Origin of the sequence: Pseudomonas sp. 25 R 14 (genome assembly GCF_900004755.1) — a bacterium.
GTDB lineage: Bacteria > Pseudomonadota > Gammaproteobacteria > Pseudomonadales > Pseudomonadaceae > Aquipseudomonas > Aquipseudomonas brenneri.
In genome coordinates, this window is sequence record NZ_CVTS01000064.1 from 103,468 (window position 1) to 125,609 (window position 22,142).

A 22,142-nucleotide genomic window follows, 5' to 3' on the forward strand; every position below is an offset into this window, starting at 1 on the left:
ACCATTAAGATATATTGGATAAAACTCGACAAGGTACAATGAGCAAAGATCATTGTCCAAGCTATTGATAATAGTGAAGCAGAAGCAAGCGGAATGGCAGGTAACATTATAGAGGCTCCTTTTGTTATCTTTGAAATTGCCATTTTTTCTGACTTACTCTGCTGCCAACTTTTTATTGAAAAACAGATAAAACCTTAAACTATATTTTTTGGTCTCGCTCTTACACATCTCGGCATTTTTGCCATTTCGCCGCCCATGAAGGCTCAGCGAGATGATGGAACTTCACCCCTTATGAGTAGCGTTCACTCGGGACACGCTAATTTTGACCCTGCCGCTGTAGTACGGATATCCACAAACCGCAATTCAGCATGGCGTATTCATCCGTTTCTGGCACTGACCAAGACACGCTCTTACCAAGCGAAAGATCTCTGAGCAACCGGTATCATTAAATCACGCGGTATGCGCGGAGCGCTGCCGCACGTTGGGGCTGCGTAGCGACCCAGCGAACAACCAGTCGCCCATGGCCGTATCTGAGCTAACGTGGGCATAAGCGATCACTTTCACTCTTACACGTACCGGTAAATCGCAGCTCGGTAATCACAGCGCTAAGAGTGGTACTGCCCAGTTCTGGTAGGAGACTAATAAGCGTCCGCTTACGCGCCTGTAGGAAATTTCCGAAGACAAGCCTACTAGCCTATGCACTCTGAGGTCTGCGCAAAAACACCGCCGGCCGACTGTTCAGTCCCGCCAGTAGCTTCACTTGGTGCGGCGGCGCTTACGGCGGTTACAGCCGCTCGACGTTCAGCCTGCGTGTCGACGAACATCATTTCAATCAACGCCAGAGAAAACGGCGCCAACCGGGCTGAGTTCTCAACACTTATCGTGAGCGTCTGGATTCCATGTGCTGGAGAGAAGTATGACCCTAGGACCCAACAACCAAGTCCAGTAATCACCCGGATAGAAAGACGGTCCGACTGCCGTGATGACAAGCAAGGTATTGCCTGCTCGCAGCCGCCGTTTGGGCGTGAACCACGCGCGGAACGCTTCAAATTTTTTATTAGCATTACCACCCTCCCTGCTTGATAAGCCACAAAGCAAATAACTCACTTAATCGAATCACGCTAGCCGGCGAGACAGGCGCACGCCCGGAAGCGATATGCCTGGGCTGCCGCCGATCGCTTCATCAATCCTGCGGTCATTAGCTAACCGCAGGGGCATTCTGATTGCTCCTAGAACGTCCATGAAGCCATGGCGGAGGTGCTCTGGTCGTGAAAGCGCTGGCCTATTTCGCCTGTGTACCTCAACCCAATGGAAAAGGCCGGCGTCAAATCCAACGTAGCGCTGAACGCCAACTGGGCCGTGTCCTGCTGCACGGGCAAGCCGGAAATATTCACGAAGTCTCCTTGGGACTGCAACTTCAAACGAGTGTCGGTGGTTTTCTCCGTGAATGCGTGTTGCAGCCCGGCGCTACCGTTCAGACGCACGGCCATGCCATTGGCCAGAGGATGAACAGCGTTCACGCGCGCACCGAGTCGGGCCGAGGTCACGTCCATGCGGCTTTTTTTGCCACTGAGGGCGAAGAGGTTTTCCTTCTCTGAAAATGCTTTGGTTTCAACGTGGACGTAGTTGAGCCCGATAAAGGGTTCCAGCGTCACTGTGTTGAAGTGAATGTTGTGGGATAGCTCGGCAAAGGCCTGGCGGGTGCTGCCGTCATAATTGCCTTTGAGTCGCGTGGAGCCATTCTTGTGGGCTACATCGCGCTTGCTGTCGATCTCATGCCAGGCATAGGCCGCGCCGAGGCGCAGGGTGAGACTGTCGAACTGTTTGCTCGCATAGGCAGCAAGGCTGTAGGTTTCGACGTCGGCCGAAGCACTCTGCGTGGACAGCGAGGCGGAACTGTTTTGATAGCTGGCGGCAAGACCGGCTTTCAAGCCGCTTTCTTCGTCCTGTCGATCAAACCCTCCGATGACGCCTTGAATCGAACGATTGAGTTTGGCGGCATCGCCCTCCCGGTTTTGTGTCCCTCTGGAATCGAAGGCATACCCCCAGACGCCAAGGGCACGTGGGTTGTGCTCTGTCTCGTAGAGACGATTGAGCGTGGCGTTGCGCACGTAGCTTGAGTCTTGCAGCAGCGCATTCTTGAGTGAAGCATGCAGCTCGCCCGTCATGGGTTTCATGATGTTCTTGAACTCTTCCCTGGAGAGTCCGATCAAGGCATCGTTTTCTTTCTGGGCCCAGGTAAGAGACGGGGTCGGCGCAGCGTTCGGTGTGGGAGCTGCGTCCAACAGGGCAGCGGATGGGGCCGGCTCTGGTGTGGTTATAGTTGACGATGCCGTGCCAGCGACTGGCAATGTCGCGAGCGGTGGGATGACCGGCTCTTCGTATTGAGTGATAACAGGCTGGGATGTATCAGACAAAGTAACAACAACAGGTTCGGAGGTTGTTGGAACAGAGGGTTCAGAGGTCACCGGGGAAGGCTGTACGTCGTTGGCCGCCGAGCCTTTGCCTGGCAACGTTGCCGCCGGACCGGCCGGTATCGTGGTGAGCAACTGCGTGGCCAGGGCTTTTTCGTTCTCGTTCTTGAGCAACTCTGCGGGGCGAATATCATTGCGCAACAGGTTCAGGTTTACCTGGTTGGGTTCGTAAGCAAGGCTGGGCGTGAGAAACGCCAGGTTGGAGGTCACTTGGGCAAATTGACCACTGACGCCTTTCTGCGCCTGGATAATGGCCAGCGTGGTGTTGGGCCTGTAATCGCCGGCTTGTGCCTGGACGTCCACCAGACCACCTTGCAGATCCGCGCGCCCGGCCACTTCCAGTTTGTCGGTACGCCCAGCCGCATCGACCTCCACCCGGTAAATCGACTCGGGGTTGAAGGTCAGGTCTTGGGCAACACGCAAGGTGCCGATCGAGTTGCCCGGGGCGATGATCCCGCCCTTCTTGACGGTGACTGCGCCGACTTCGCCGATACCTTGCAACTGAGCACCGGATTCGACGTAAAGCATCGCGTTGCTCAATGTGCCATTGGCGCTCAGCGTGCCTTTGTTGATATCGATGCGCCCGGCCATATCGCTGACGCCCGTCAACCTGAGCTGACCTGCACCGGTTTTAATCAGATTGGCGTTGCCACTGAGGCTGCCGCCAAAGACTTTATCCTCGTCGCTACCAAAGAGTACGGGGAGCTCGTCGCTCGTTGTGATGCTCGGCACCGGTGGCGTGATCGCTTGAGCAATGGCAGCAAGAGAGGAACTCGGTGCAACGGGCTGGGTTGGAAGGGGTTGAGTGTAAACAGGCTGGGGTGCGTCAGGCACAGTAACAACAACAGGTTCGGAGGTTGTTGGAACAGAGGGTTCAGAGGTCACCGGGGAAGGCTGTACGTCGGTGGCCGCCAAGCCATCGCCTGGCAACGTTGCCGCCGGGCCGGCCGGTATCGTGGTGAGCAATTGCGTGGCCAGGGCTTTTTCGTTCTCGTTTTGCAGCAACTCTGCGGGGCGAATATCATTGCGCAACAGGTTCAGGTTTACCTGGTTGGGTTCGTAAGCGAGGCTGGGCGTGAGGAACGCCAGGTTGGAGGTGACGCTGGCAAATTGACCCTTGATACCTTTTTGCGCCTGGATAATGGCCAGGGTGGTACTAGGACGATAATCACCGGACTGCGCCTGGACATCGACCCGGCCACCTTGCAGGTCAACAGGCCCGGCCACATCCAGCTTGTCTGCACGCCCAGTGGCATCGACCTCGACGTGGTAGACCGACTCGGGCCTGAAGACCAGATCTTGAGTGATACGTAGCGTTCCGATCGAATTGCCGGGCGCGAGCACCCCGCCTTCCTTGACGACAACCTGACCGATTTCGCCGCTGCCCTGCAATTGGCCGCCGGACTCGACGTAAACCAATGCATGGTTCAGCGTGCCATTGACCTTCAGTACACCCTTGTCGATATAGGTGTAACCCATGGAACGGTTACTGCCCGTGAGTTCGAGGGTCCCTGCCCCGTCTTTTATGATGTTGCCGTAACCGCTGATGTCGCCGCCAAAAACCACGTCATCGCTGCGGTTAAAGGTCAGCGTGCCCTTGTTGTTGATATTGCCCAGCACTGAGCCTTGCGTACCGCCGTTACCAATTTGCAAGGTGCCCTGGTTCAGATCGATGCCACCACCAAAGGTGTTATTGCCCGTGAGAATGAGCGTTCCACTGCCCTCTTTGATCAAACCGCCAGGGCCGCCAATATTTTCCTTCCAGGTATCGACCTGAGAAAAACCGGCCAGGTCCAGATCCGAATCCGGGTTTTGGTTGACCGTGAAGTTTTCATAGAAATAGGTGGGGCCGCCAAAAGCCCGAGGCAGGTTGATCAGCCCCCAATTGGCATTCGGGTTGTTGGCATCGAAGGTCCAGCCCGCAAGCGAATTGCTGGGATAAGCCGTGCTGGCCAGAATCTGCCGCCATTCGGGTGATTTCAAATAGGGGAAGCGAAAACGCAGCAAGGCGCCGGCCTGTTGCGGGATATGCTCAGGCGCGAGCACAACGGCGTCACGCGCGAGCATTTGATTGTAGTAACCGAGGCTGTAGTTTTCTTTGGCTTGGGTATCGGTCAAGGGCGAGTCTTGAGCCTCAAGGCAGTTGCGCAAGGTGCCCGAGCACAGTTTCGATGCGTCTACCTGTTTGCGAATATCCTTGCTCAGCTCAAAGAAAGTCGTTGCCAGCGTGTCGTCTTCCAGCATTTTGGACAGGTAATAATAGTTACCGATACGGGACGCGATGGTGTCGGTGGGAAAGTGCGCCCGCAATACGACCCGGCTTTCGCCGTACTGCAAGGCGCGGGAAATGATTTCACTGCCACGCTCTGGAAATACCAGGCTCATGCCCATGGCCGTTTCATAGCCATCCCACGTATGGCCGCTGGGGAAGGATGAACCTTTTATGGACTGGTAATTTTTTATGTATTGTGAGTTCTCAAGCACGTCCTTGGGTCGACCACGAAGGAACTGGTCTTTTAATATGAAATCTGCAGTTCGTTCTTTTTTTTCATTAGCGTCATATGAGTAGCTTGCCCGGTTGTATAGTTCTACCAAGTGACTGTATGAATCGAAGGTTGAGAGATCCAGCGGCGCGCCGGGTGTTTTTTCAGGGGTGAGGGAGCCTAGCGCTGACTGCGTCATGATCGCCCTCTTATAGACAGATTTCTGGGATGCATCGCTGATGGCGAGCCGATATCTGTCGCCGCTGTCCTGCGCGTAGGCGATAGACCCTAGTCGGTCAAGGTTTGCCGCTTCTGACCCTGGTTGTGGGTAGCGAGTGATGACATGGCTTTGCAGTTCTTTGAACCAGGCCGTTCTTTTGGAGTCAATCAGCCCGTTAGCGGTGTCGATATCAATGTCGGCTAATGCAGATACTGGTGAAGCCAACCAGACAAAAAATACATATTTCAAAGCAGTGTATTGGCCAAGTAGGCGCACATCTGAAATTTTGATTGTTGACGGCATGATTCTTCCTGAGTCATTTGGCTTAGTTGGAAGATACCGTTATGCAGTTTTTTCTTTTCGGTTTTGTTACTGAACTATCGAAAACACCCAAAAAACACTTTTCAGGCACCGCCCAGTTAAATTTTAAATTTATTATTCTTTTAGGAAATTTCCGATTGATTAATTTTTAATTGCAATAATTTCAAATTTCTCTTTATAAATATTTATGTTAGCCATAGCAATACTCAGCATTTGCAGAGTAATTAAAGTGCAGGTTAGTTTTTAGCCGCACGCTCAGAAACGCAGAGCGACACGCCGGATTGCTCGTGGCATTTTACTGTCCGTCGAACTCGCCAAACTACATAACGAGACGACGCCAATCATCATCGGGCATCAGGATAGGTATGACCATCAAGCTAGCTTCTCAGACTTTGGCAGTTTGAAACGCTTTTATTGGTAGGTAAGGCGCACATCATCCAAAGTAGCCGGTGGCAGCACCAAGAGTAGATGACCTTAATCTTCGTTTTACTTCTAACGCTGCAGACCTCAAAGGTGAGCTGCTCTCCCGGCTGAGCCATACGCTGGCCCTTGAAAGGCCACCGATAACTGTTGCACCGCCTGACCCATCCAGGCGCTGGCCTCATTGGATACTCTCAACGGCACTGGCACTCCACTGCCTGACTTGCGTCCTCCCGACCGGGAAATGCTGAGATCAAAAGGCCTGACATTTCAGGGCCTAAAACTGAGATACCCAATCAACCGCAGCGCAGGAAATTTCCTACATGCATTTCGGACAATGCATGGAATTAATGGCCCGAACATTCACCCCAATTTGAAAGGTGCTGCCATTGCTACTTATCACTAGGAGGACCGGCGAACGCTTACGTATCGACGACGAAATTCAGATCAAGGTGATTGACGTTATAGACAGTCATGTCTCTTTAGGCATCCAGGCACCCAAGCACATCTCGATCGCTCGATCCGAACTGCATGAAAGAGCTATAGATGCCGAGGACAAAGACAAAAGGCCAGGCTCGCCATCCGCACCTGAATCACCATTGCCAAAAAATCGGTCATGACAGACCGTCCCGCGATTGATAAAGCGCAGTCACGCTGCGAACTTATTATTTTGCGTCGCTCTGAATCATATCGAGTACGCAAATGATCGAGGCATACGACATGGCTCTACATTTTCCCTCCCGCAACATCTGTCGGTTTGATACTGCGGGCGAGCGCCGTCTGGCTGAACGCCTGGAAAAGAAACTGTCGGACGATTGGCTGTGCTGGTTCAATGTACCTGTAGGCCCAAAAGGCTTGCGGCCGGACTTCGTGCTGATGCATCCGCAACGAGGGATTCTGGCGCTGGAGGTAAAGGACTGGAAGGTGGAGACCATCGAAAGCCTGACCGCTGAGCACGCCAGGATCCGTGTCGAAGGTCAATTGAAAACCGTGGCCAACCCGTTAGCGCAGGCTCGGATCAACACCCTGGAGGCCGTGAAGCTGCTGCAAAATGATCCGGCATTGCAACAGCCAGCCGGTTCTATTCACGAGCGTAGCTTACTGATGCCCTACAGCTGGGGCGTGGTCCTGACAGAGATCACCCGTAAGCAGTTCGAGAGCGCCGGGCTTGCCAATGTGCTGGCTGAACAGCGAGTCATCTGCCGAGATGAAATTACTGAGGCGGTAGAAAGCGAGGGCTTTGAGGCGCGCCTGATCAGGATGTTTGCTCAGGTGTTCGCCTGCCACCTCACAGATGAGCAAATTGACCGAGTGCGCTACCACTTGTTTCCGGAGGTACGAGTAAACCTCTCACCGGGTCAGTTTGGTCTGTTCAACGCTCACGAAGCGCCGGTGCCGAGTTTGATCAAGGTGATGGACTTACAACAGGAACAGTTGGCGCGGTCCATCGGCGAAGGCCATCGCGTGATCCATGACAACGCAAGGGGCGCACACTGGACGACATGGCCGTTATTTAACGACATTGGGCTCAAGCCGAGCACATTGAAAAAATCCTGAAGGACGCTGGCATTCCATTTGTCTCCACGCGCCTCACCCAAGACCGCAGCAAACTCTACGATGATGCAGATACAGTCAAAATCTTCAGCATGCATTCCAGCAAAGGCCTGGAGTTCGGCTTGGTTATCCTCCCCTATCTGCACGACATGCCCATCAACGGCGCAGATGACGAAGATGAAACACGCGTGCTATACGTGGCCTTGACGAGGGCCATTGATCGCTTGCTGATGATGCACCGTGATCACTCCAGCTTTACCCGGCGGGTCCAGGAGGCGATCAGGGCGGTCAGCGAGCATTTGGCGGGGAACGATGCGCATAACATTGAACTATAAAAAGACCTCGAACTGAGCAGCAGTGAGGTCGATCATTGAAGGTCACGTCGCGCGGACGTCTCATTGCTCCTAGGCTTCAGGCATCGCCGAAGAATGGTGATTGAGAATCTTCCAATGGCCGTCCACCTGTTCGTAGACAAAGGTATAGCGCGCCTGCACCTGACGCGTCTTGCCGGTCGCCTCGGTCAGGGTGAAGGTGTAGACGCCGCTATCCACGGCCACGTTACTGCCCAGCAGGCTGATGTCGCGGTAGTTGATTTGGCCTACAGGCTTGAGCGCTATGAAGTGATCGAAGTAGTCCTTGATCTGAGCCGACGTGGTGCGCAGCTGATTGGACATGGTTGGCTGCAGCACCGCGTCCGGCGCGTACAGGTCGACCACCGATTGAGCGTTACCGGTCTGCAACATGCTGTTCCAACGGTCAAACAAACCGGCAATCTCACGGTCCTTCACGCTGTCAGGCACTTGGGCCACAGCGTTGTAGACATACGGAGACGTCTGCGCTGCTTGAACAAACGGTGCGCTCAAGGCAAAAAGCAAGGCAATGGTCGGGGTTTTGAATTTCATTGCGATATTCCAGTGGTGGTCGTTGCGCACACTTTGCCAACCCGCCAGCCCCCCGACATCGGCCAACCGGAATCATTTAGCTATGCCATTTGGCAGATGGCACCCCGTACCGTTAACAAGGTTTAATGACCCTCCCTGCGCCCGTGGCGCTTGCCCCAACGCCGGAGCCCAAGCATGCAAACCCTGCCACACGACCCCGGTAGTGCCTTGGCCATCCGCACCCAATATCGGCAATCGGAGAGTCGCGCGGCGCGCCTGCGGCTGTTGGTACATACCGGGCAGGAGTTGACCCGGCTGGCCCCGGACGCCATGCGCGAGCAAGTATTGGCACGGGCTTGCGCCTTCCTCGCGATGGACCACGGGATGCTGCTGGAGTGGGACGCCGACGGACGCGTTAGCACCACCGCCCGGCATGGCTGCCGTGATCGACTGAACAGTCTGGAGATCGCCGCCGACCGTACAATGCGCACGCCGCACTGGCAGGATCGTCCGGGGGAATCCTTGCCCAATGTGCTGCGGGTGCCGTTACGCGGTGGCGACGGGAATGCCTTTGGCGCCCTGGTGCTGGCCAACAGCGTGAGCCTGCGGGCGCCGGACAACGAAGACAGCGAATCCATGCAACTGCTCGCTACCCTGCTGGCTGCGCACCTTGAAAATGACCGATTACTGACAACGCTCAAAGCCCGGGATCGCACTCTGTCGGATCTGGTCAAACGGCTGTTTTGTGCGCAAGAAGACGAACGTAAGCACGTCGCCTATGACCTGCACGACGGCCTGGCGCAAACCCTCGCGGGCTTGCACCAGCGGCTGCAAGGTTTTGCCGGCCGCTGCCCGACACTGCCGGACACCCTCGGGGCAGACTTGCAGGCGATTCTGGCACTGGCCCAGCATTGCGTGGTTGAAGGCCGGCAACTGATCAGCGGCCTGCGCCCGACGGTGCTCGACGATTTCGGATTGCTCAAGGCGGTCGATAAAGAAGCTGATCGGCTGCGCGAAGCCGGAATCAGCGTGCATTGGTTAACGCGTTGCGAGGTGCGCTTTCCCAGTCAGGTGGAGATCGGTTTGTTCAGGATCGCCCAGGAAGCGATCAACAATATCCTCAAACATGCGCACGCCAGACAGGTGCAACTGGCGTTGGAACTGCACGACGGTCAGGCCTGGCTGCGGGTAAAAGATAACGGCAAAGGCTTTGCTGCCCCCGAACGCCAACTCGATACCGACAAAACTCGACATCTGGGCCTGGTCACCATGCAGGAACGCGCCAGCCTGTTGGGTGGACGCCTCACCTGCACCAGCGCAATCAACGGCGGTACCCAACTGCACGTCGGCGTACCCGTGAACCTGGATGGAACACCCCAATGACCCACCTCCTACGTCTCGTGCTCGCTGATGATCATGAAGTCACGCGCACCGGTTTTGTCGCCTTGCTGGCCGGTCATCCGCAATTCGAAGTGGTCGGTCAGGCCCGCGATGGTCAGGAGGCCGTCGAGCTGTGCGAACGGTTGCTGCCGGATATAGTGATCCTCGACATCCGCATGCCGTTGCTCAACGGCCTGGGCGCTGCACGTCTGCTTCAGCAACGCCTGCCGACCCTGAAAGTGGTGATTTTCACCATGGACGACAGCCCCGACCATCTTGAGGCGGCCATGAGTGCCGGCGCCGTCGGTTACCTGCTCAAAGACGCCAGTCGCGACGAAGTGATCGACGCCCTGCAGCGCGTCGCTGCCGGTGAAGAAGCCCTCAATCGTTCCGTCAGCGCCCGCCTGCTAAGACGCATGACCGAACGTAATGCGAGTGGCGGTACACCCACCGAAAACCTCACTGCACGAGAACGCCAGGTACTTGGGCTGGTGGCCAACGGCATGAGCAATCGCCTGATCGGTGAGAAACTGGGGATTACCACCGGCACGGCAAAAGCCCACGTCGAACGGGTCATCGGCAAACTCGGGGCGGCTGACCGAACCCAGGCTGCGGTGCGTGGCATTGCTCTGGGCCTGGTGACCCAACCATGAAGGTGTTTTATGTCGGACGCTGGGCCGACCTGCCGCTACGGGGCAAGGCCCTGGTGGTGATTTCCCTGCCATTGGTGATCCTGTTGCTGTCACTGGTGTTGATCTACATCACCGAGCGCCAGACTGCCCGTGCCGAAGAAGACGTGCGCCGGGTATTGCTGGTGCAAGGCGATATCCAGACTGTGCACACCTTGCTCGCCGAAGCGGCCGCCAGCGTGCGCGGTTATCTGCTTACACATCAAGAAGATTTCCTGCCGGGCTATCTGAAAGCCAAGCCCCTGATCGAATCGGCCCTGCGCCGCCTCGACAGCCATGTGCGTGATGAACGGGTGCGTGCACAACTTACCGCCATCGCACCGCTGATCAACAGCAAAATCGATGGGCTGGAGCAAATGCTTCGCGATCGAGAGGCTAAACCGGAGTCGCTCACCACCATCCTGGTCAATAACAAATACATCCTCGATGAATTGCGCGAGCATATCGGCACCATGCTCACCCTTGAGGACACGTTGCTGGCCGAGCGGACTGCGGCGGCATACGCGACCCGTCAGCGGCTGTTGTTCTCAACCTTACTGGCCGCCCTCTGCGGACTATTTGGTGCCATCGTGGCGGTACTGTTTTTGTCCAAAGGGATCGTAGCCAGGGTGCAGCAGGTCCAGGGCAATGCCCAACGCCTGGCCCTGGGGCAACCTTTGCAGCCACAACCGCCGGAGAACGATGAGATTGGCCAGTTGGGCACTCGTCTGGTGGAAGCCGGCCTACTGCTGGCTGAACGTGAACGCGCGTTGCGCGACAACGAAGAACGCTTGCGGCTGATCATAGACGGCGTGAAGGACTACGGGATCTTCGCCCTCGACACCCAGGGTTATGTCACCAGTTGGAACGCCGGCGCCGAGCGAATCAAGGGCTATACCGAGCAGGAAATCATTGGCCAACACTTCTCAATGTTTTACCTGCCGCAAGAGTGCCCACAGCATCCCGAAATGGCCTTGCGTGAGGCCACTCGCGACGGGCATTACATGGAGGAAGCCTGGCGTTGCCGCAAGAATGGCAGCCGCTTCTGGGCCAGCGTGGTAATCACTGCGCAATACGACAGCAGCGGCACGTTGCGTGGGTTCTCTAAAATCACCCGGGACATTACCGATCGCCGCGCCGCCGAGATTGCGTTGCGCACTGCCCGCGAAGAGGCCGAGCGCGCCAGCCTGGCTAAAAGTGAATTCCTGTCGCGCATGAGCCACGAACTGCGCACCCCGCTCAACTCGATCCTGGGCTTTGCGCAACTGCTGGACATGGACGCGCCCCCTGGGCAAAAGGCGCAGATCGGTCACATACTGCGTGCCGGCCAGCACCTGCTGATCCTGATCAATGAAGTGCTGGACATTGCCAAGATCGAAGCCGGACGCCTGCCGCTGAACATCGAATCCGTGCCCTTGGCAATCGCCTTGCAAGAAGCCTTGACGCTGGTCTCGCCAATGGCCGCCGATGCCGGCATCCAGCTGGCACCGCTGCCAATCCTGGCCGCTGACAGTGGGATCGTCGCCGATCGACAACGCCTGACTCAGGTGTTGCTGAACCTGCTGTCAAACGCCATCAAATATAACCGGCCTGAGGGTCAGGTCAGCATCGAGGTCAAGATTGATCAGCAACGAATCGCTGTGTCGATCAGCGATACCGGCAAAGGCATTGCGGCTGATCGCCTGGTTCGCCTGTTCAAGCCGTTTGAACGCCTGGAGACCGACCCGAATGTGGAAGGCAGCGGCCTTGGTCTGGCACTGAGCAAGAGCCTGCTGGAAATGATGAACGGAAGCCTGACCGTGCAAAGTCAACCCGGCGTCGGTTCCCGATTTACCCTGGAGCTGGCGTTTGTACACTTGCAGGACGCCGTCGGGGCAGCCGCTGCCGCGCTCGATAATCGACCGCTGATCCCTGCACTTGCAGACCCCGAAGTTCAGGGCAAGGTGTTGTGCATCGAAGACAACCTCTCCAGCCTGGCGCTCATCGAAACCGTGCTGCAACGGCGACCTGGGATAAAACTGCTCTCGAGCATGCAAGGTCAATTGGGGCTGGACCTGGCTACCCAACATGCGCCACAGCTTATCCTGCTGGATGTCTCGCTGCCGGACATTGACGGGCTGAACGTTCTGCAGCGCTTGCGCCGGTGCGCAATCACCCGAACCACCCCGGTGCTAATGATCACCGCCGATGCCACCGACCTCACCCGCCAGGCCTTGAGTGACGCGGGCGCGACCGCCGTGCTGACCAAACCGATTCACATTCCTTCGTTCCTTGCCCACCTCGACCAGTACTTTCCGGAGCCCGTGTGAACCCCGACCTGCGCATTCTGATCATCGACGACAAACGCCCCAACCTCGATCTAGTGGAGCAATTGCTGGTGCGTGAAGGGCTGACCAATGTGCTGAGCAGCACCCAACCGTTGCGGACTCTGGAGCTGTTCAACAGCTTCGAGCCGGACCTGGTGATTCTCGACCTGCACATGCCCGAGTTCGACGGCTTCGCCGTGCTGGAACAACTCAACCGGCGTATCCCAAGCAGCGAATACTTGCCGATTCTGGTGCTCACCGCCGACGCCACCCGCGACACACGCTTGCGCGCCCTGGCCCTGGGAGCCAAGGATTTCATCAGCAAACCACTGGATGCGCTGGAAACCATGTTGCGCGTCTGGAACCTGCTGGAAACCCGCGTGCTTTACAAGACCTTGCGCACCTTGGTGCCAGCGGATCAAATCGATTTGCTGCAAAGGCGCGGTTCAAAGTCATCAGACTGAATAGCTCGATCACGCAACGCCCAAAGAACGCGCCGAAGCGTCTACTCCCCAAATCACAGGCAAAAAAAAGCCACTCGTTAGAGTGGCTTTTTCTTTAATGCTTGGAGCGGGAAACGAGACTCGAACTCGCGACCCCGACCTTGGCAAGGTCGTGCTCTACCAACTGAGCTATTCCCGCGTCTTGGTGGTGTGCATTCTATAGATTCCAGAACACACGTCAACCCCTTGATTCAAAAAAGTTTTATTTCTTTTCAACCGTCGTGCGCAGATGGGGCCAGGCGGCGCGCAGGTATTGCAGCATGGACCACAGGGTCAGGCCCGCGGCGATCAGCAGCAAGGCGTAGCCCAGCAGGACCCAGAAGGTGAAGTTCGACGGGTTGGCCAGCAGGATGACCAGCGCCAGCATCTGCGCGGCGGTTTTCCATTTGCCCATGTTGGACACGGCCACGTGGGCCCGTGCGCCGATTTCGGCCATCCATTCACGCAGGGCCGAGACGACGATCTCGCGACCGATGATCACGGCAGCTGGCAGGGTCAGCCACAGGTTGCCGTGTTCCTGGACGAGCAGCACCAGGGCTACGGCGACCATCAGCTTGTCGGCCACAGGGTCGAGGAACGCGCCAAACGGCGTGCTCTGCTCCAGGCGTCGTGCCAGGTAGCCATCCAGCCAGTCGGTCGCGGCCGCGAAGGCAAAGACCGAACTGGAGGCCATGTAGCTCCATTCATAGGGCAGGTAAAACAGCAAAATGAAAATCGGAATGAGCAGGACGCGTAGAACGGTGATCAGATTAGGGATATTCATCGGCACAACTGGCTACGAGGTGAGAGGGCATTCTACTCGCTGTGTAGGTTTGCATAAATCAACTCAGCAAGCTTTTTACTGATACCGGGGGCTTTGGCTATTTCTTCAATGCTGGCACGGGACAATTCCTGCAAACCACCAAAATGTTTCAACAGTTCGCGGCGCCGCTTTGGCCCTACGCCCGCCACCCCTTCCAGGGTTGAGGTGCGTCGGGTTTTGCCACGTCGGGCGCGGTGGCCAGTAATGGCGAAACGGTGAGCCTCGTCGCGAATCTGCTGAATCAGGTGCAACGCCGGTGAATCGCCCTTCAAGGTGAACTCATGGGCCGCATCATTCAAGTACAACGTTTCAAAACCGGCCTTGCGCGTCGCGCCCTTGGCCACGCCGAGCAGGATCAGGTCGGGCACCGCCAACTCGTTGAGTACGTCACGGGCCATGGACAATTGGCCCTTGCCGCCGTCCACCAGCAGGATATCCGGCAGCTTGCCCTCGCCGTCCTTGAGTTTGCTGAAGCGTCGGGTCAGGGCCTGATGCATGGCAGCATAGTCGTCGCCAGGGGTGACGCCTTCAATGTTATAGCGTCGATAATCGGACTTGATCGGCCCTTCCGGACCGAAGACCACACAAGACGCCACGGTCGCCTCGCCGCTGGAATGGCTGATGTCGTAGCACTCCAGGCGTTGCGGCGGCTCGTCAAGCTTGAGTACGTCAGCCAGCGCTTCAAAACGTGCGGCCACATGCTGGCGGTTGGCCAGGCGCGCACTCAGGGCCTGTTCGGCGTTGGTCACCGCCAACTGCTGCCAGCGCGCACGCGTGCCGCGCACCCGGTGACTGATGTCCAGTTCACGGCCACGCAGTGCGTGGATCGCCTCGATCAACGCAGGGAAGTCTTCGTGCACCACGTTGACGATCAGTTCGGACGGCAGGTCGCGCTCGGGGCTGCTGACGTAGTACTGGCCGAGGAACGCCGCCATGACGTCGGCCACCTCCTCCTCGATTCCCGTCTGCGGAAAGAAGTTCTTGCTGCCCAGCACCCGGCCGCCACGCACACTGATCAAGTGCACACAGGCGCCGCCAGGATTGACGAAGGCCGCAATCACATCCACGTCACCGGTGCCGCCTTCCATGCTTTGCTGGTCCTGGACCCGGCGCAGTAAGGACACCTGGTCGCGCAGCTCGGCGGCCCGCTCAAAGTCCAGGACACTGGCCGCCTGCTCCATGGCACCGGACAACTCGTCGGCCAGGGCATTGCTGCGCCCTTCCAGGAACATCACCGAGTGACGCACGTCCTCGGCATACTCCTGCGGCTCGACCAACCCCACGCAGGGCGCCTTGCAGCGCTTGATCTGGTATTGCAGGCACGGGCGGGTGCGGTTCTTGTAGAAGCTGTCTTCGCACTGGCGCACAAAGAACGTCTTTTGCAGCAGGCTCAGGCTCTCGCGGATCGCCCCGGCGCTGGGGTATGGACCAAAATACTTGCCCTTTTGCTTCTTCGCCCCGCGATGGATGCTCAGGCGCGGAAAGTCACCGTCCGACAGAAACACGTACGGGTAGGACTTATCGTCACGCAACAGAATATTGTAGGGCGGCCGCCATTCCTTGATCAGCGTCTGCTCAAGCAGCAGCGCCTCGGTTTCATTGGCGGTGATGGTGGTTTCGACCTGGGCGATCCGCCCCACCAGGGCGGCGGTCTTCGGCGCCAGGCCGGTCTTGCGAAAATAGCTGGCCAGGCGTTTCTTGAGGTTCTTGGCCTTGCCGACATACAGCAGGCGCGCCTCGCTGTCGAACATGCGATACACGCCGGGCCGACCACTGCAGGTTGCAAGAAATGCACTCGGATCAAACGCGGCTGTTATTTCAGTGGCTTGCATTTCAGGCGCTGGCGTCCACCATGCCGTGGCGAACCGCCAGCAAGGTCAGTTCAACATCACTGCTGATGGATAGCTTCTCGAAAATTCGATAACGGTAGGTGTTCACGGTTTTCGGCGACAGGCAGAGCTTGTCGGAAATCGACTGGACCTTCTGGCAGCCCACAATCATCAAGGCGATCTGAATCTCGCGCTCGGACAATGCATCAAATGGCGAGTCGCTGACAGGCTGAAACGACTTGATCGCCAGTTGCTGGGCAATCTGTGGGCTGATATAGCGTTGGCCGGCGAATACCAGGCGGATGGCCTGGACCATTTCCGCGAGCCCCGCGCCCTTGGTCAGATAACCGGCCGCGCCGGCCTGCAGAAGCCTGGTAGGAAAAGGGTCTTCTTCACAGACAGTGACCACGACGACCTTGATATCCGGATGACTGCGCAACAACTTGCAGGTAGCGCCAAGACCACCAATCCCCGGCATCTTGACGTCCATCAAAACCACATCGGGTTTCAACTCGCGCGCCTTGATCAGGGATTCCTCTCCCGACTCGGCCTGGCCGACTACTTGCAGGCCATCGATGTCAGCCAGCATTCGTGTAATGCCTGTACGAACGAGATCATGGTCATCGACTACTAGCACCCTAATCAAGCAGACACCTCGCGAAATGGTCTTATAGGTTGCTGAACACCTTAGCAAAAAACCAAGGCACAGACCTAGCTGAACGCGTCATATATATAGAGTTTCAATACGCTACGACCGCCTGCCGAGCGACAAACGGGGTTGTTTCCTGGGTAAAAGGTCAGGATTCCTTGAGGACCGGCCGGGTTTTTCCAGGCACCACAGAGGAATACTCTGCCAAGGTGCTGCTCAGCCTGCGGACAGCCAGCCAGACTCCATACGCCAGAAACAACCCTCCTCAGCGACAATACTCAGGCCCTTGCGCTGATAGAGTCTTTTTGCCGGATTGGTCTTGAATACGGTCAACCGCAAGTAACCCCGGCTTTCCGCCCTCGCCTTGGCGATCATCTGCTCCAACACCCAACTGCCCGCGCCCTGGCAGCGCAAAGCATCAAGAATGTGCAGTTCGCGAATGTACAACGCATGATCATCCCGGCTCAGGCTCACAAACCCCAGCAACCTGTCGCCCTGGCAGATCAACCAGTTCTCCCGCCCGGCCCAGGCGGTATCGAAGCCTTTGTCGGACCACGTCAGATCGTACTGTCGATAGTAGTGATCCATCGCCTGATGCGTCAGGCTGCGCGCAAAGGCCAGGTGTTGATCCGATGCAGCCCTGAGCGTGAATGCCATAACAGTGTGCTCCATGGCATCACAGCGCGACTGACCAGCCACTCCAGTTGCCTGCCTCCCTGCGCGCGATGACCAGGGCATCGCCGACACCTGACGCAGCCGCAATCAATGCGCCGTCGGCGCCCCAGATCGCGCTACGTCCGGCACATACCCAGCCACCGGACGGCCCGCCATGGTTGGCCATCAGCACCACCATCGAGTGTTCGCCAGCATAGCCCTGGAGCAACGCACTATCGGCAGCGTAACCACCGTCGCTGATCAAAACGCCTGCCGCATAGACTGTGGCCCCGAGCGCCGCCGCATCACGCGGATGGCTGGCGTGGGAAAAGTCAGCGCAAACCGCCAGGGCGATCCGGTCATCACCCCATACCAACGCCTCGCCACCCTGTCCCGGCATAAATGCCAGTTCTTCACCGGAGTGCAGATGTTGTTTGCTGTACACCGCCAACGAACCATCGGCGGCCAGTACCAACGCCCCAATCAGCACCCCAGTGCTCGACGGCAAGCGAATGGGCATGCCGACCACCGCCGTCATGTTCAGCTCACGCGCCATTTCCCGCAGCGGCGTCAGTACCGCGTCGTTCGGCGCGATCGCCAACTCCATTGCCAGGAAAGGTTCATAGCCGGTCAAGGACAGTTCCGGGAACACCAGCAATTGCACGTCGTGCTCGGCAGCAGCGACCATAAATGCCAGGTGGCGCTCGATATTCGCTGCCAGGTCGCCAGCGATGGAGCAGGTTTGGGCACTGGCAAGGGTCAAGGTGGTCATGGTCGCGTCCTGGCAATGGGTGTGAGTATCCATCCAGCATATCGGGACTTGCGTCATAGCGCTAAGTCACTCATCGCGATAGAAATTACTGATTGAATCCAGCAGCGTGCCTCAGTTAAGCTCCACCCCATCATTTGGAGAAACACCATGTTGCAACTCACCCTCACCCAGGCTCGCCCTACTGCCAACGCACAGCGTTCGGTCGTGGCTACCCGCGTGAACGGTTTGAGCGCACTGGTCAGCTTTTATTTTGGGTATTGGTTTAGCCACTGGCGCGCCTGATACCTGAAATCGGCGCCCACTACTCAAGGGGTCGCCTGCCAGAGAAATCTAACCCCCGGTCGGCTCCCCGACCGGGGGTTTTGTTTTTTCAGCCCTGAACATTTTTTGCTACACACCGAACTTAAAGGGAATCACACCATGAACTACACCACTTATTACCGTTACGACACCTGCACCGCCTGGCGATTTAGCAAGCTCCGTTCGGGACAGCCTGCCGCCTCCGATCGGTCACCTATTGGTGGCAAGCCAACACACGCAGCCAATACGGCCAATTGTCGAACACCCCAGTAGGGCAGAGCGTGCGGGAACAGCCCGCCGCTTGCCCAGGAAGCCGAAACTATGAACTCCTCCATCGCCGCCCTGCCCGTCACCACCCTGTCCAGCGCCAATGAAGCGCTGACCCAGCGCTTGCCCAGCGCCCTTGAGCTCAAGCACCAGTTGCCCCTGAGCCCGTTCCTGACCGAGCAAGTCAATGCTCATCGCCAGGCTATCCGTGCAATCCTCAATGGCGAAGACAGCCGATTGCTGGTCATCGTCGGACCCTGCTCGATCCATGATCCTGAATCCGCCATGGAATACGCGCGCAATCTGAAGAAACTGGCCAATGACGTCAGTGACCAGATGTTGCTGGTGATCCGCGCCTACGTCGAAAAACCGCGCACCACCATTGGCTGGAAAGGCCTGGCCTACGACCCGCACCTGGATGGCAGCGATGACATGGCCGCTGGCCTCAGCCTGTCCCGGGAATTGATGCGCGAAATGCTGCGCCTGGGCTTGCCGGTCGCCACCGAGCTGCTGCAACCGATGGCCGCCGGTTACTTCGAAGACGTGCTCAGTTGGGTCGCCATCGGCGCGCGCACCACCGAATCGCAGATCCATCGGGAAATGGCCAGCGGCCTGGGCATGCCTGTCGGCTTCAAGAACGGCACCGATGGCGGCGTGGCCATCGCCTGTGACGCCATGCGCTCCGCAGCCCACCCGCACCGCCACTTCGGCGTCGACAGCCAGGGGCATCCGGCGATCATCCAGACCCCAGGCAACGCGGACACCCACCTGGTGTTGCGTGGCGGCCACCGTGGTCCGAACTACGACCGCCAGAGCGTGGCCCAGGTCAAGACCGACCTGGCCAAAAGCAAAGTGGCCACGCGGATCATGGTCGATTGCAGCCATGCCAACAGCGGCAAAGACCCAATGCGCCAGCCTGCAGTCTTCAATGATGTGCTGGAGCAACGCCTGCAAGGCGACACCTCGCTGATCGGCATGATGCTGGAAAGTCATCTGTTCGAAGGCTGCCAGCCGCTCAGCCCGTCGATGCGCTACGGGGTTTCGGTGACCGACGGTTGCCTGGGTTGGGACGGCACCGAGCAGTTGTTGCGTGAAGCGGCACAACGCCTGCGCGACCACGCCTGAGCTACCGCTATCGCCGGCAAGCCGGCGATGGCTTTACATCAGGTACCGACGCAAATCAGTGGAACTTTGCCGGGAAATAACCGCCTGAATCCGGTAGGCTCACCTTTTTTATTCAAGGAGTTACCCACCATGGCCAAAGCCACCGCCCGCCACATCCTGGTTGCCACCGAAGACAAGTGCAACGAACTCAAAGCCCAGATCGAAGGCGGCGCTGATTTCGCAGAAATCGCCAAAGCCAACTCCAGCTGCCCATCGAGCCGTGATGGCGGCAACCTGGGTTCGTTCGGCCCAGGCCAGATGGTCAAGGAATTCGACACTGTCGTATTCAGCGCCCCGGTCAACACCGTGCAAGGTCCGGTGAAAACCCAGTTCGGTTACCACCTGCTGGAAGTGACCAGCCGCCAGGACTGATCAGCGTCTTAGCAAACCACAACGGCCCGCCTTTTGGTGGGCCGTTGTGTTTGTGCCCCGGCGGGGTGACTGGCGACCCGCGCGCGGTTAGGGTACAAGTCCCCTTCCTTCTTCACCCGGCGCTCAAGGCTGATAATGCGACTGGACTTCCTCACGTTAGTTGGCTCTACCCTGGCCCTGCTGCTGGCGAGCACGGCATCGCTCGCGGCCCCTCAACACGCACTGACCGTCTACGGCGAACCCGCCAAGTACCCTGCCGGCTTCAGCCACTTCGATTATGTAAACCCCGAGGCGCCCAAGGGCGGCAGCCTGAAGCGTTCGGCCCTTGAGGTCGGTCGTTTTGACCATGTGCTGCCCTATATCGACAAAGGCATCGGCGTCAGCCAAGTGGACGGTTGGGTGTACTCGCCCCTGGCCTACCGCTCGCTGGATGAGCCCTATACGGTCTACGGCCTGGTAGCGCAAAAGATGGAGCGCGCCGAGGACGGCTTGTTCCTGCGGTTTTTCCTCAACCCCAAGGCGCGGTTTGCCGACGGCAAGCCCATCACCGCCGAAGACGTACGCTACAGTTTCAACCTGCTGATGACCCAGGGCAGCCTGCGCTTTCGCACGCTATTCGCCGACGTCAAGCACGTCGAAGTGGAAGGTCCCCTGCAAGTGCGTTTTGACTTTTCCAGCAATGAAAACCGTACCCTGCCCCTGGATGTCGCAACCCTGCCGGTGTTTCCCGAACATTGGTGGAAAGATCGCGACTTTGCCAACGGCGGTGGTTATGAAGCCCCTCTGGGCAGTGGCCCGTACAAGGTCAGCAAGATCAACTCCGGCAGCACCATCACCTTCCAGCGCGACCCCGACTGGTGGGGCAAGGACTTGCCCGTCAACCGCGGCCTGTACAACTTCGACCGCCTGAGCCTGGAGTACTTCGGCGATACCGAAGTCGCCCGCCAGGTCCTGCGAGGCGGCGCCTACGACTTCAACCGTGAATTTTCCGCCACCGGCTACTCCATCGGCTACAACGGCCCGGCCCTGGATGATGGCCGCCTGCAACGCGCGCACCTGGCCAAGGACGCGCCGCAATCGTCCCAAGGCTACGTGTTCAACCTGCAAAAACCGATGTTCCAGGACCGCCGCGTACGCCAGGCCCTGGCCATGCTCTGGGATTTCGAGTGGGCCAACCGGCAGATGATGCGCAACCTGTACATCCGCCAGCAAAGCTACTTTTCCAACAGCCCGCTGGCTGCCACGCAACTGCCCGACGCCCAGGAGCTGGCGATTCTCGAACCCTTGCGCGGGCAAATCCCCGACGAAGTCTTCACCCAGGTGTTCAAGGCGCCAACCACCGACGGCAGCGGGATGATCCGCGACAAGCAGTTGCAAGCCCTGGCCCTGCTGGAAGAAGCAGGCTGGACGCCCAAGGGCGACAAACTGGTGAATGCCGCCGGCGAGCCGCTGGAGTTCACTTTCCTCAATGTGCAAAACGGCCTTGAACGCCTGCTATTGCCTTATAAGCGCAACCTGGCGCAGATCGGCATCACCCTGAACATCCGGCGCATCGACTCCTCGCAGTACGTCAACCGGCTGATGAGCCGCGACTACGACATGATCGTCAGCGGCTTTCCCGTCACCACCTCGCCAGGTCTTGAGCTGTACAACTACTTTGGCTCAGCCGCCGCGTTCGACCGAGGTGCCAACAACTACTTCGTCTTGCAGAACCCGGCGGTCGACACCCTGATCACCGGCCTGGTGCGCGCCACCACCCAGGCGCAGATGCTCAGCTACGCCCATGCCCTGGACCGGGTGCTGCAATGGAACTACTACTGGATCCCCAATTACTACCCGCCCGGGACCTCGGCCGCCTGGTGGAACCGCTTCGGACGCCCGGCCATCGCGGCCAGCAACGACGAAGCGCTGGAGTCATGGTGGGAAGTCAGCCCGACACCCTTGACCAATGAACAGATGAAAGCCGAGCTGGACAAGACCCGAGGTACGCACTGATGTTTGCCTATATCGTGCGGCGCCTGCTGCTGATCATTCCGACGCTGGTGATTATCCTGCTGGTCAACTTCGTCATCGTCCAGGCCGCGCCCGGCGGGCCGGTGGAACAGGCCATCGCCCATCTGCAA

18 protein-coding genes, 1 tRNA gene and 1 pseudogene are annotated in these 22,142 nt (G+C 58.0%); 12 read left to right on the forward strand and 8 right to left on the reverse strand.

Annotated elements, in window-relative coordinates; all coding sequences use genetic code 11:
* Positions 1-1,229: 1,229 nt before the first annotated feature.
* The gene (locus BFQ03_RS23180; RefSeq protein WP_083204904.1) at positions 1,230-5,480 is read right to left on the reverse strand and encodes an autotransporter domain-containing protein; all 4,251 of its coding nucleotides are present in this window, start codon (positions 5,478-5,480) and stop codon (positions 1,230-1,232) included.
* Between the two features lie 818 nt (positions 5,481-6,298).
* Here BFQ03_RS23180 and BFQ03_RS29325 point away from each other — a divergent pair.
* The 3 genes from BFQ03_RS29325 (at position 6,299) to BFQ03_RS30845 (ending at position 7,807) form a co-directional block, all read left to right on the forward strand.
* Entirely contained in the window at positions 6,299-6,538 is a 240-nt protein-coding gene (locus BFQ03_RS29325; protein ID WP_083204905.1) for a carbon storage regulator, read from the forward strand.
* A gap of 82 nt (positions 6,539-6,620) precedes the next feature.
* Entirely contained in the window at positions 6,621-7,475 is an 855-nt protein-coding gene (locus BFQ03_RS23185) for a nuclease-related domain-containing protein (RefSeq protein ID WP_065944135.1), read from the forward strand.
* 11 nt (positions 7,476-7,486) lie between these two features.
* On the forward strand, positions 7,487-7,807 hold the full coding sequence (locus tag BFQ03_RS30845) for a 3'-5' exonuclease (RefSeq protein WP_239695277.1): 321 nt from the start codon (positions 7,487-7,489) through the stop codon (positions 7,805-7,807).
* Between the two features lie 69 nt (positions 7,808-7,876).
* Here BFQ03_RS30845 and BFQ03_RS23195 read toward each other — a convergent pair whose 3' ends face one another.
* Complete coding sequence (locus BFQ03_RS23195; protein ID WP_065944148.1) at positions 7,877-8,374, reverse strand: SgcJ/EcaC family oxidoreductase; 498 nt, start codon at positions 8,372-8,374, stop codon at positions 7,877-7,879.
* A gap of 174 nt (positions 8,375-8,548) precedes the next feature.
* Here BFQ03_RS23195 and BFQ03_RS23200 point away from each other — a divergent pair, with 174 nt between their 5' ends.
* Genes BFQ03_RS23200 through BFQ03_RS23215 form a run of 4 tightly spaced genes read left to right on the forward strand, consistent with a single transcriptional unit; the run spans position 8,549 to position 13,171 of the window.
* Positions 8,549-9,736, forward strand: coding sequence for a sensor histidine kinase (locus BFQ03_RS23200; protein WP_065944137.1), 1,188 nt, complete (start codon positions 8,549-8,551; stop codon positions 9,734-9,736).
* The gene (locus BFQ03_RS23205) at positions 9,733-10,386 is read left to right on the forward strand and encodes a response regulator (RefSeq protein WP_065944138.1); all 654 of its coding nucleotides are present in this window, start codon (positions 9,733-9,735) and stop codon (positions 10,384-10,386) included. Before BFQ03_RS23200 ends, BFQ03_RS23205 begins: the two co-directional genes overlap by 4 nt.
* A complete protein-coding gene (locus tag BFQ03_RS23210) occupies positions 10,383-12,710 on the forward strand; it encodes an ATP-binding protein (protein ID WP_065944139.1) in 2,328 nt (775 codons plus the stop codon). Before BFQ03_RS23205 ends, BFQ03_RS23210 begins: the two co-directional genes overlap by 4 nt.
* Positions 12,707-13,171, forward strand: coding sequence for a response regulator (locus BFQ03_RS23215; protein ID WP_065944140.1), 465 nt, complete (start codon positions 12,707-12,709; stop codon positions 13,169-13,171). The genes BFQ03_RS23210 and BFQ03_RS23215 overlap by 4 nt, the downstream gene beginning before the upstream one ends.
* A gap of 102 nt (positions 13,172-13,273) precedes the next feature.
* Here the strand turns inward: BFQ03_RS23215 and BFQ03_RS23220 are convergent.
* The 6 genes from BFQ03_RS23220 to BFQ03_RS23245 all read right to left on the reverse strand — a co-directional run bounded on the left by BFQ03_RS23220 (position 13,274) and on the right by BFQ03_RS23245 (position 17,916).
* Positions 13,274-13,349, reverse strand: a tRNA-Gly gene (locus BFQ03_RS23220).
* 63 nt (positions 13,350-13,412) lie between these two features.
* Positions 13,413-13,973 carry a CDP-diacylglycerol--glycerol-3-phosphate 3-phosphatidyltransferase gene (gene pgsA / locus BFQ03_RS23225; protein WP_029293776.1) on the reverse strand — a complete coding sequence of 187 codons (561 nt, stop codon included), beginning with the start codon at positions 13,971-13,973 and terminating at the stop codon, positions 13,413-13,415.
* A gap of 32 nt (positions 13,974-14,005) precedes the next feature.
* Positions 14,006-15,829 (reverse strand): excinuclease ABC subunit UvrC, encoded by a 1,824-nt coding sequence (gene uvrC, locus BFQ03_RS23230; RefSeq protein WP_032861471.1) that lies wholly within the window; start codon positions 15,827-15,829, stop codon positions 14,006-14,008.
* A 16-nt stretch (positions 15,830-15,845) separates the two neighbouring features.
* Positions 15,846-16,487 (reverse strand): response regulator transcription factor GacA, encoded by a 642-nt coding sequence (gene uvrY / locus BFQ03_RS23235; RefSeq protein WP_029293774.1) that lies wholly within the window; start codon positions 16,485-16,487, stop codon positions 15,846-15,848.
* 219 nt (positions 16,488-16,706) lie between these two features.
* The gene (locus tag BFQ03_RS23240) at positions 16,707-17,147 is read right to left on the reverse strand and encodes a GNAT family N-acetyltransferase (RefSeq protein WP_032861426.1); all 441 of its coding nucleotides are present in this window, start codon (positions 17,145-17,147) and stop codon (positions 16,707-16,709) included.
* Between the two features lie 19 nt (positions 17,148-17,166).
* A complete protein-coding gene (locus BFQ03_RS23245; RefSeq protein WP_032861427.1) occupies positions 17,167-17,916 on the reverse strand; it encodes a carbon-nitrogen hydrolase family protein in 750 nt (249 codons plus the stop codon).
* 147 nt (positions 17,917-18,063) lie between these two features.
* Between BFQ03_RS23245 and BFQ03_RS31035 the strand changes: the two genes are divergently transcribed.
* From BFQ03_RS31035 to BFQ03_RS29995, 5 genes and pseudogenes are all read left to right on the forward strand, one after another.
* Positions 18,064-18,198, forward strand: a complete 135-nt coding sequence (locus tag BFQ03_RS31035) for a hypothetical protein (protein WP_262975311.1) — start codon at positions 18,064-18,066, stop codon at positions 18,196-18,198.
* A 339-nt stretch (positions 18,199-18,537) separates the two neighbouring features.
* Positions 18,538-19,608, forward strand: coding sequence for a 3-deoxy-7-phosphoheptulonate synthase (locus tag BFQ03_RS23250; protein WP_032861428.1), 1,071 nt, complete (start codon positions 18,538-18,540; stop codon positions 19,606-19,608).
* A gap of 129 nt (positions 19,609-19,737) precedes the next feature.
* On the forward strand, positions 19,738-20,019 hold the full coding sequence (locus tag BFQ03_RS23255) for a peptidylprolyl isomerase (RefSeq protein ID WP_032861429.1): 282 nt from the start codon (positions 19,738-19,740) through the stop codon (positions 20,017-20,019).
* 135 nt (positions 20,020-20,154) lie between these two features.
* On the forward strand, positions 20,155-22,014 hold the full coding sequence (locus tag BFQ03_RS23260; protein ID WP_065944141.1) for an extracellular solute-binding protein: 1,860 nt from the start codon (positions 20,155-20,157) through the stop codon (positions 22,012-22,014).
* Positions 22,014-22,142, forward strand: a pseudogene (locus BFQ03_RS29995) (peptide ABC transporter permease); the annotation flags it as partial. The gene BFQ03_RS23260 and the pseudogene BFQ03_RS29995, both read left to right, overlap by 1 nt.

Excerpts from the sequence above, each read along its gene's own strand:
- BFQ03_RS23255 (WP_032861429.1), top strand. The coding sequence starts at position 19,738 with ATGGCCAAAGCCACCGCCCGCCACATCCTGGTTGCCACCGAAGACAAG.
- BFQ03_RS23260 (WP_065944141.1), top strand. The coding sequence starts at position 20,155 with ATGCGACTGGACTTCCTCACGTTAGTTGGCTCTACCCTGGCCCTGCTG.
- BFQ03_RS23250 (WP_032861428.1), top strand. The coding sequence starts at position 18,538 with ATGAACTCCTCCATCGCCGCCCTGCCCGTCACCACCCTGTCCAGCGCC.
- BFQ03_RS23205 (WP_065944138.1), top strand. The coding sequence starts at position 9,733 with ATGACCCACCTCCTACGTCTCGTGCTCGCTGATGATCATGAAGTCACG.
- BFQ03_RS23245 (WP_032861427.1), bottom strand. The coding sequence starts at position 17,916 with ATGACCACCTTGACCCTTGCCAGTGCCCAAACCTGCTCCATCGCTGGC.
- BFQ03_RS23210 (WP_065944139.1), top strand. The coding sequence starts at position 10,383 with ATGAAGGTGTTTTATGTCGGACGCTGGGCCGACCTGCCGCTACGGGGC.
- BFQ03_RS31035 (WP_262975311.1), top strand. The coding sequence starts at position 18,064 with ATGTTGCAACTCACCCTCACCCAGGCTCGCCCTACTGCCAACGCACAG.
- BFQ03_RS23185 (WP_065944135.1), top strand. The coding sequence starts at position 6,621 with ATGATCGAGGCATACGACATGGCTCTACATTTTCCCTCCCGCAACATC.
- BFQ03_RS23200 (WP_065944137.1), top strand. The coding sequence starts at position 8,549 with ATGCAAACCCTGCCACACGACCCCGGTAGTGCCTTGGCCATCCGCACC.
- pgsA (WP_029293776.1), bottom strand. The coding sequence starts at position 13,973 with ATGAATATCCCTAATCTGATCACCGTTCTACGCGTCCTGCTCATTCCG.
- BFQ03_RS23240 (WP_032861426.1), bottom strand. The coding sequence starts at position 17,147 with ATGGCATTCACGCTCAGGGCTGCATCGGATCAACACCTGGCCTTTGCG.
- BFQ03_RS23180 (WP_083204904.1), bottom strand. The coding sequence starts at position 5,480 with ATGCCGTCAACAATCAAAATTTCAGATGTGCGCCTACTTGGCCAATAC.
- BFQ03_RS23195 (WP_065944148.1), bottom strand. The coding sequence starts at position 8,374 with ATGAAATTCAAAACCCCGACCATTGCCTTGCTTTTTGCCTTGAGCGCA.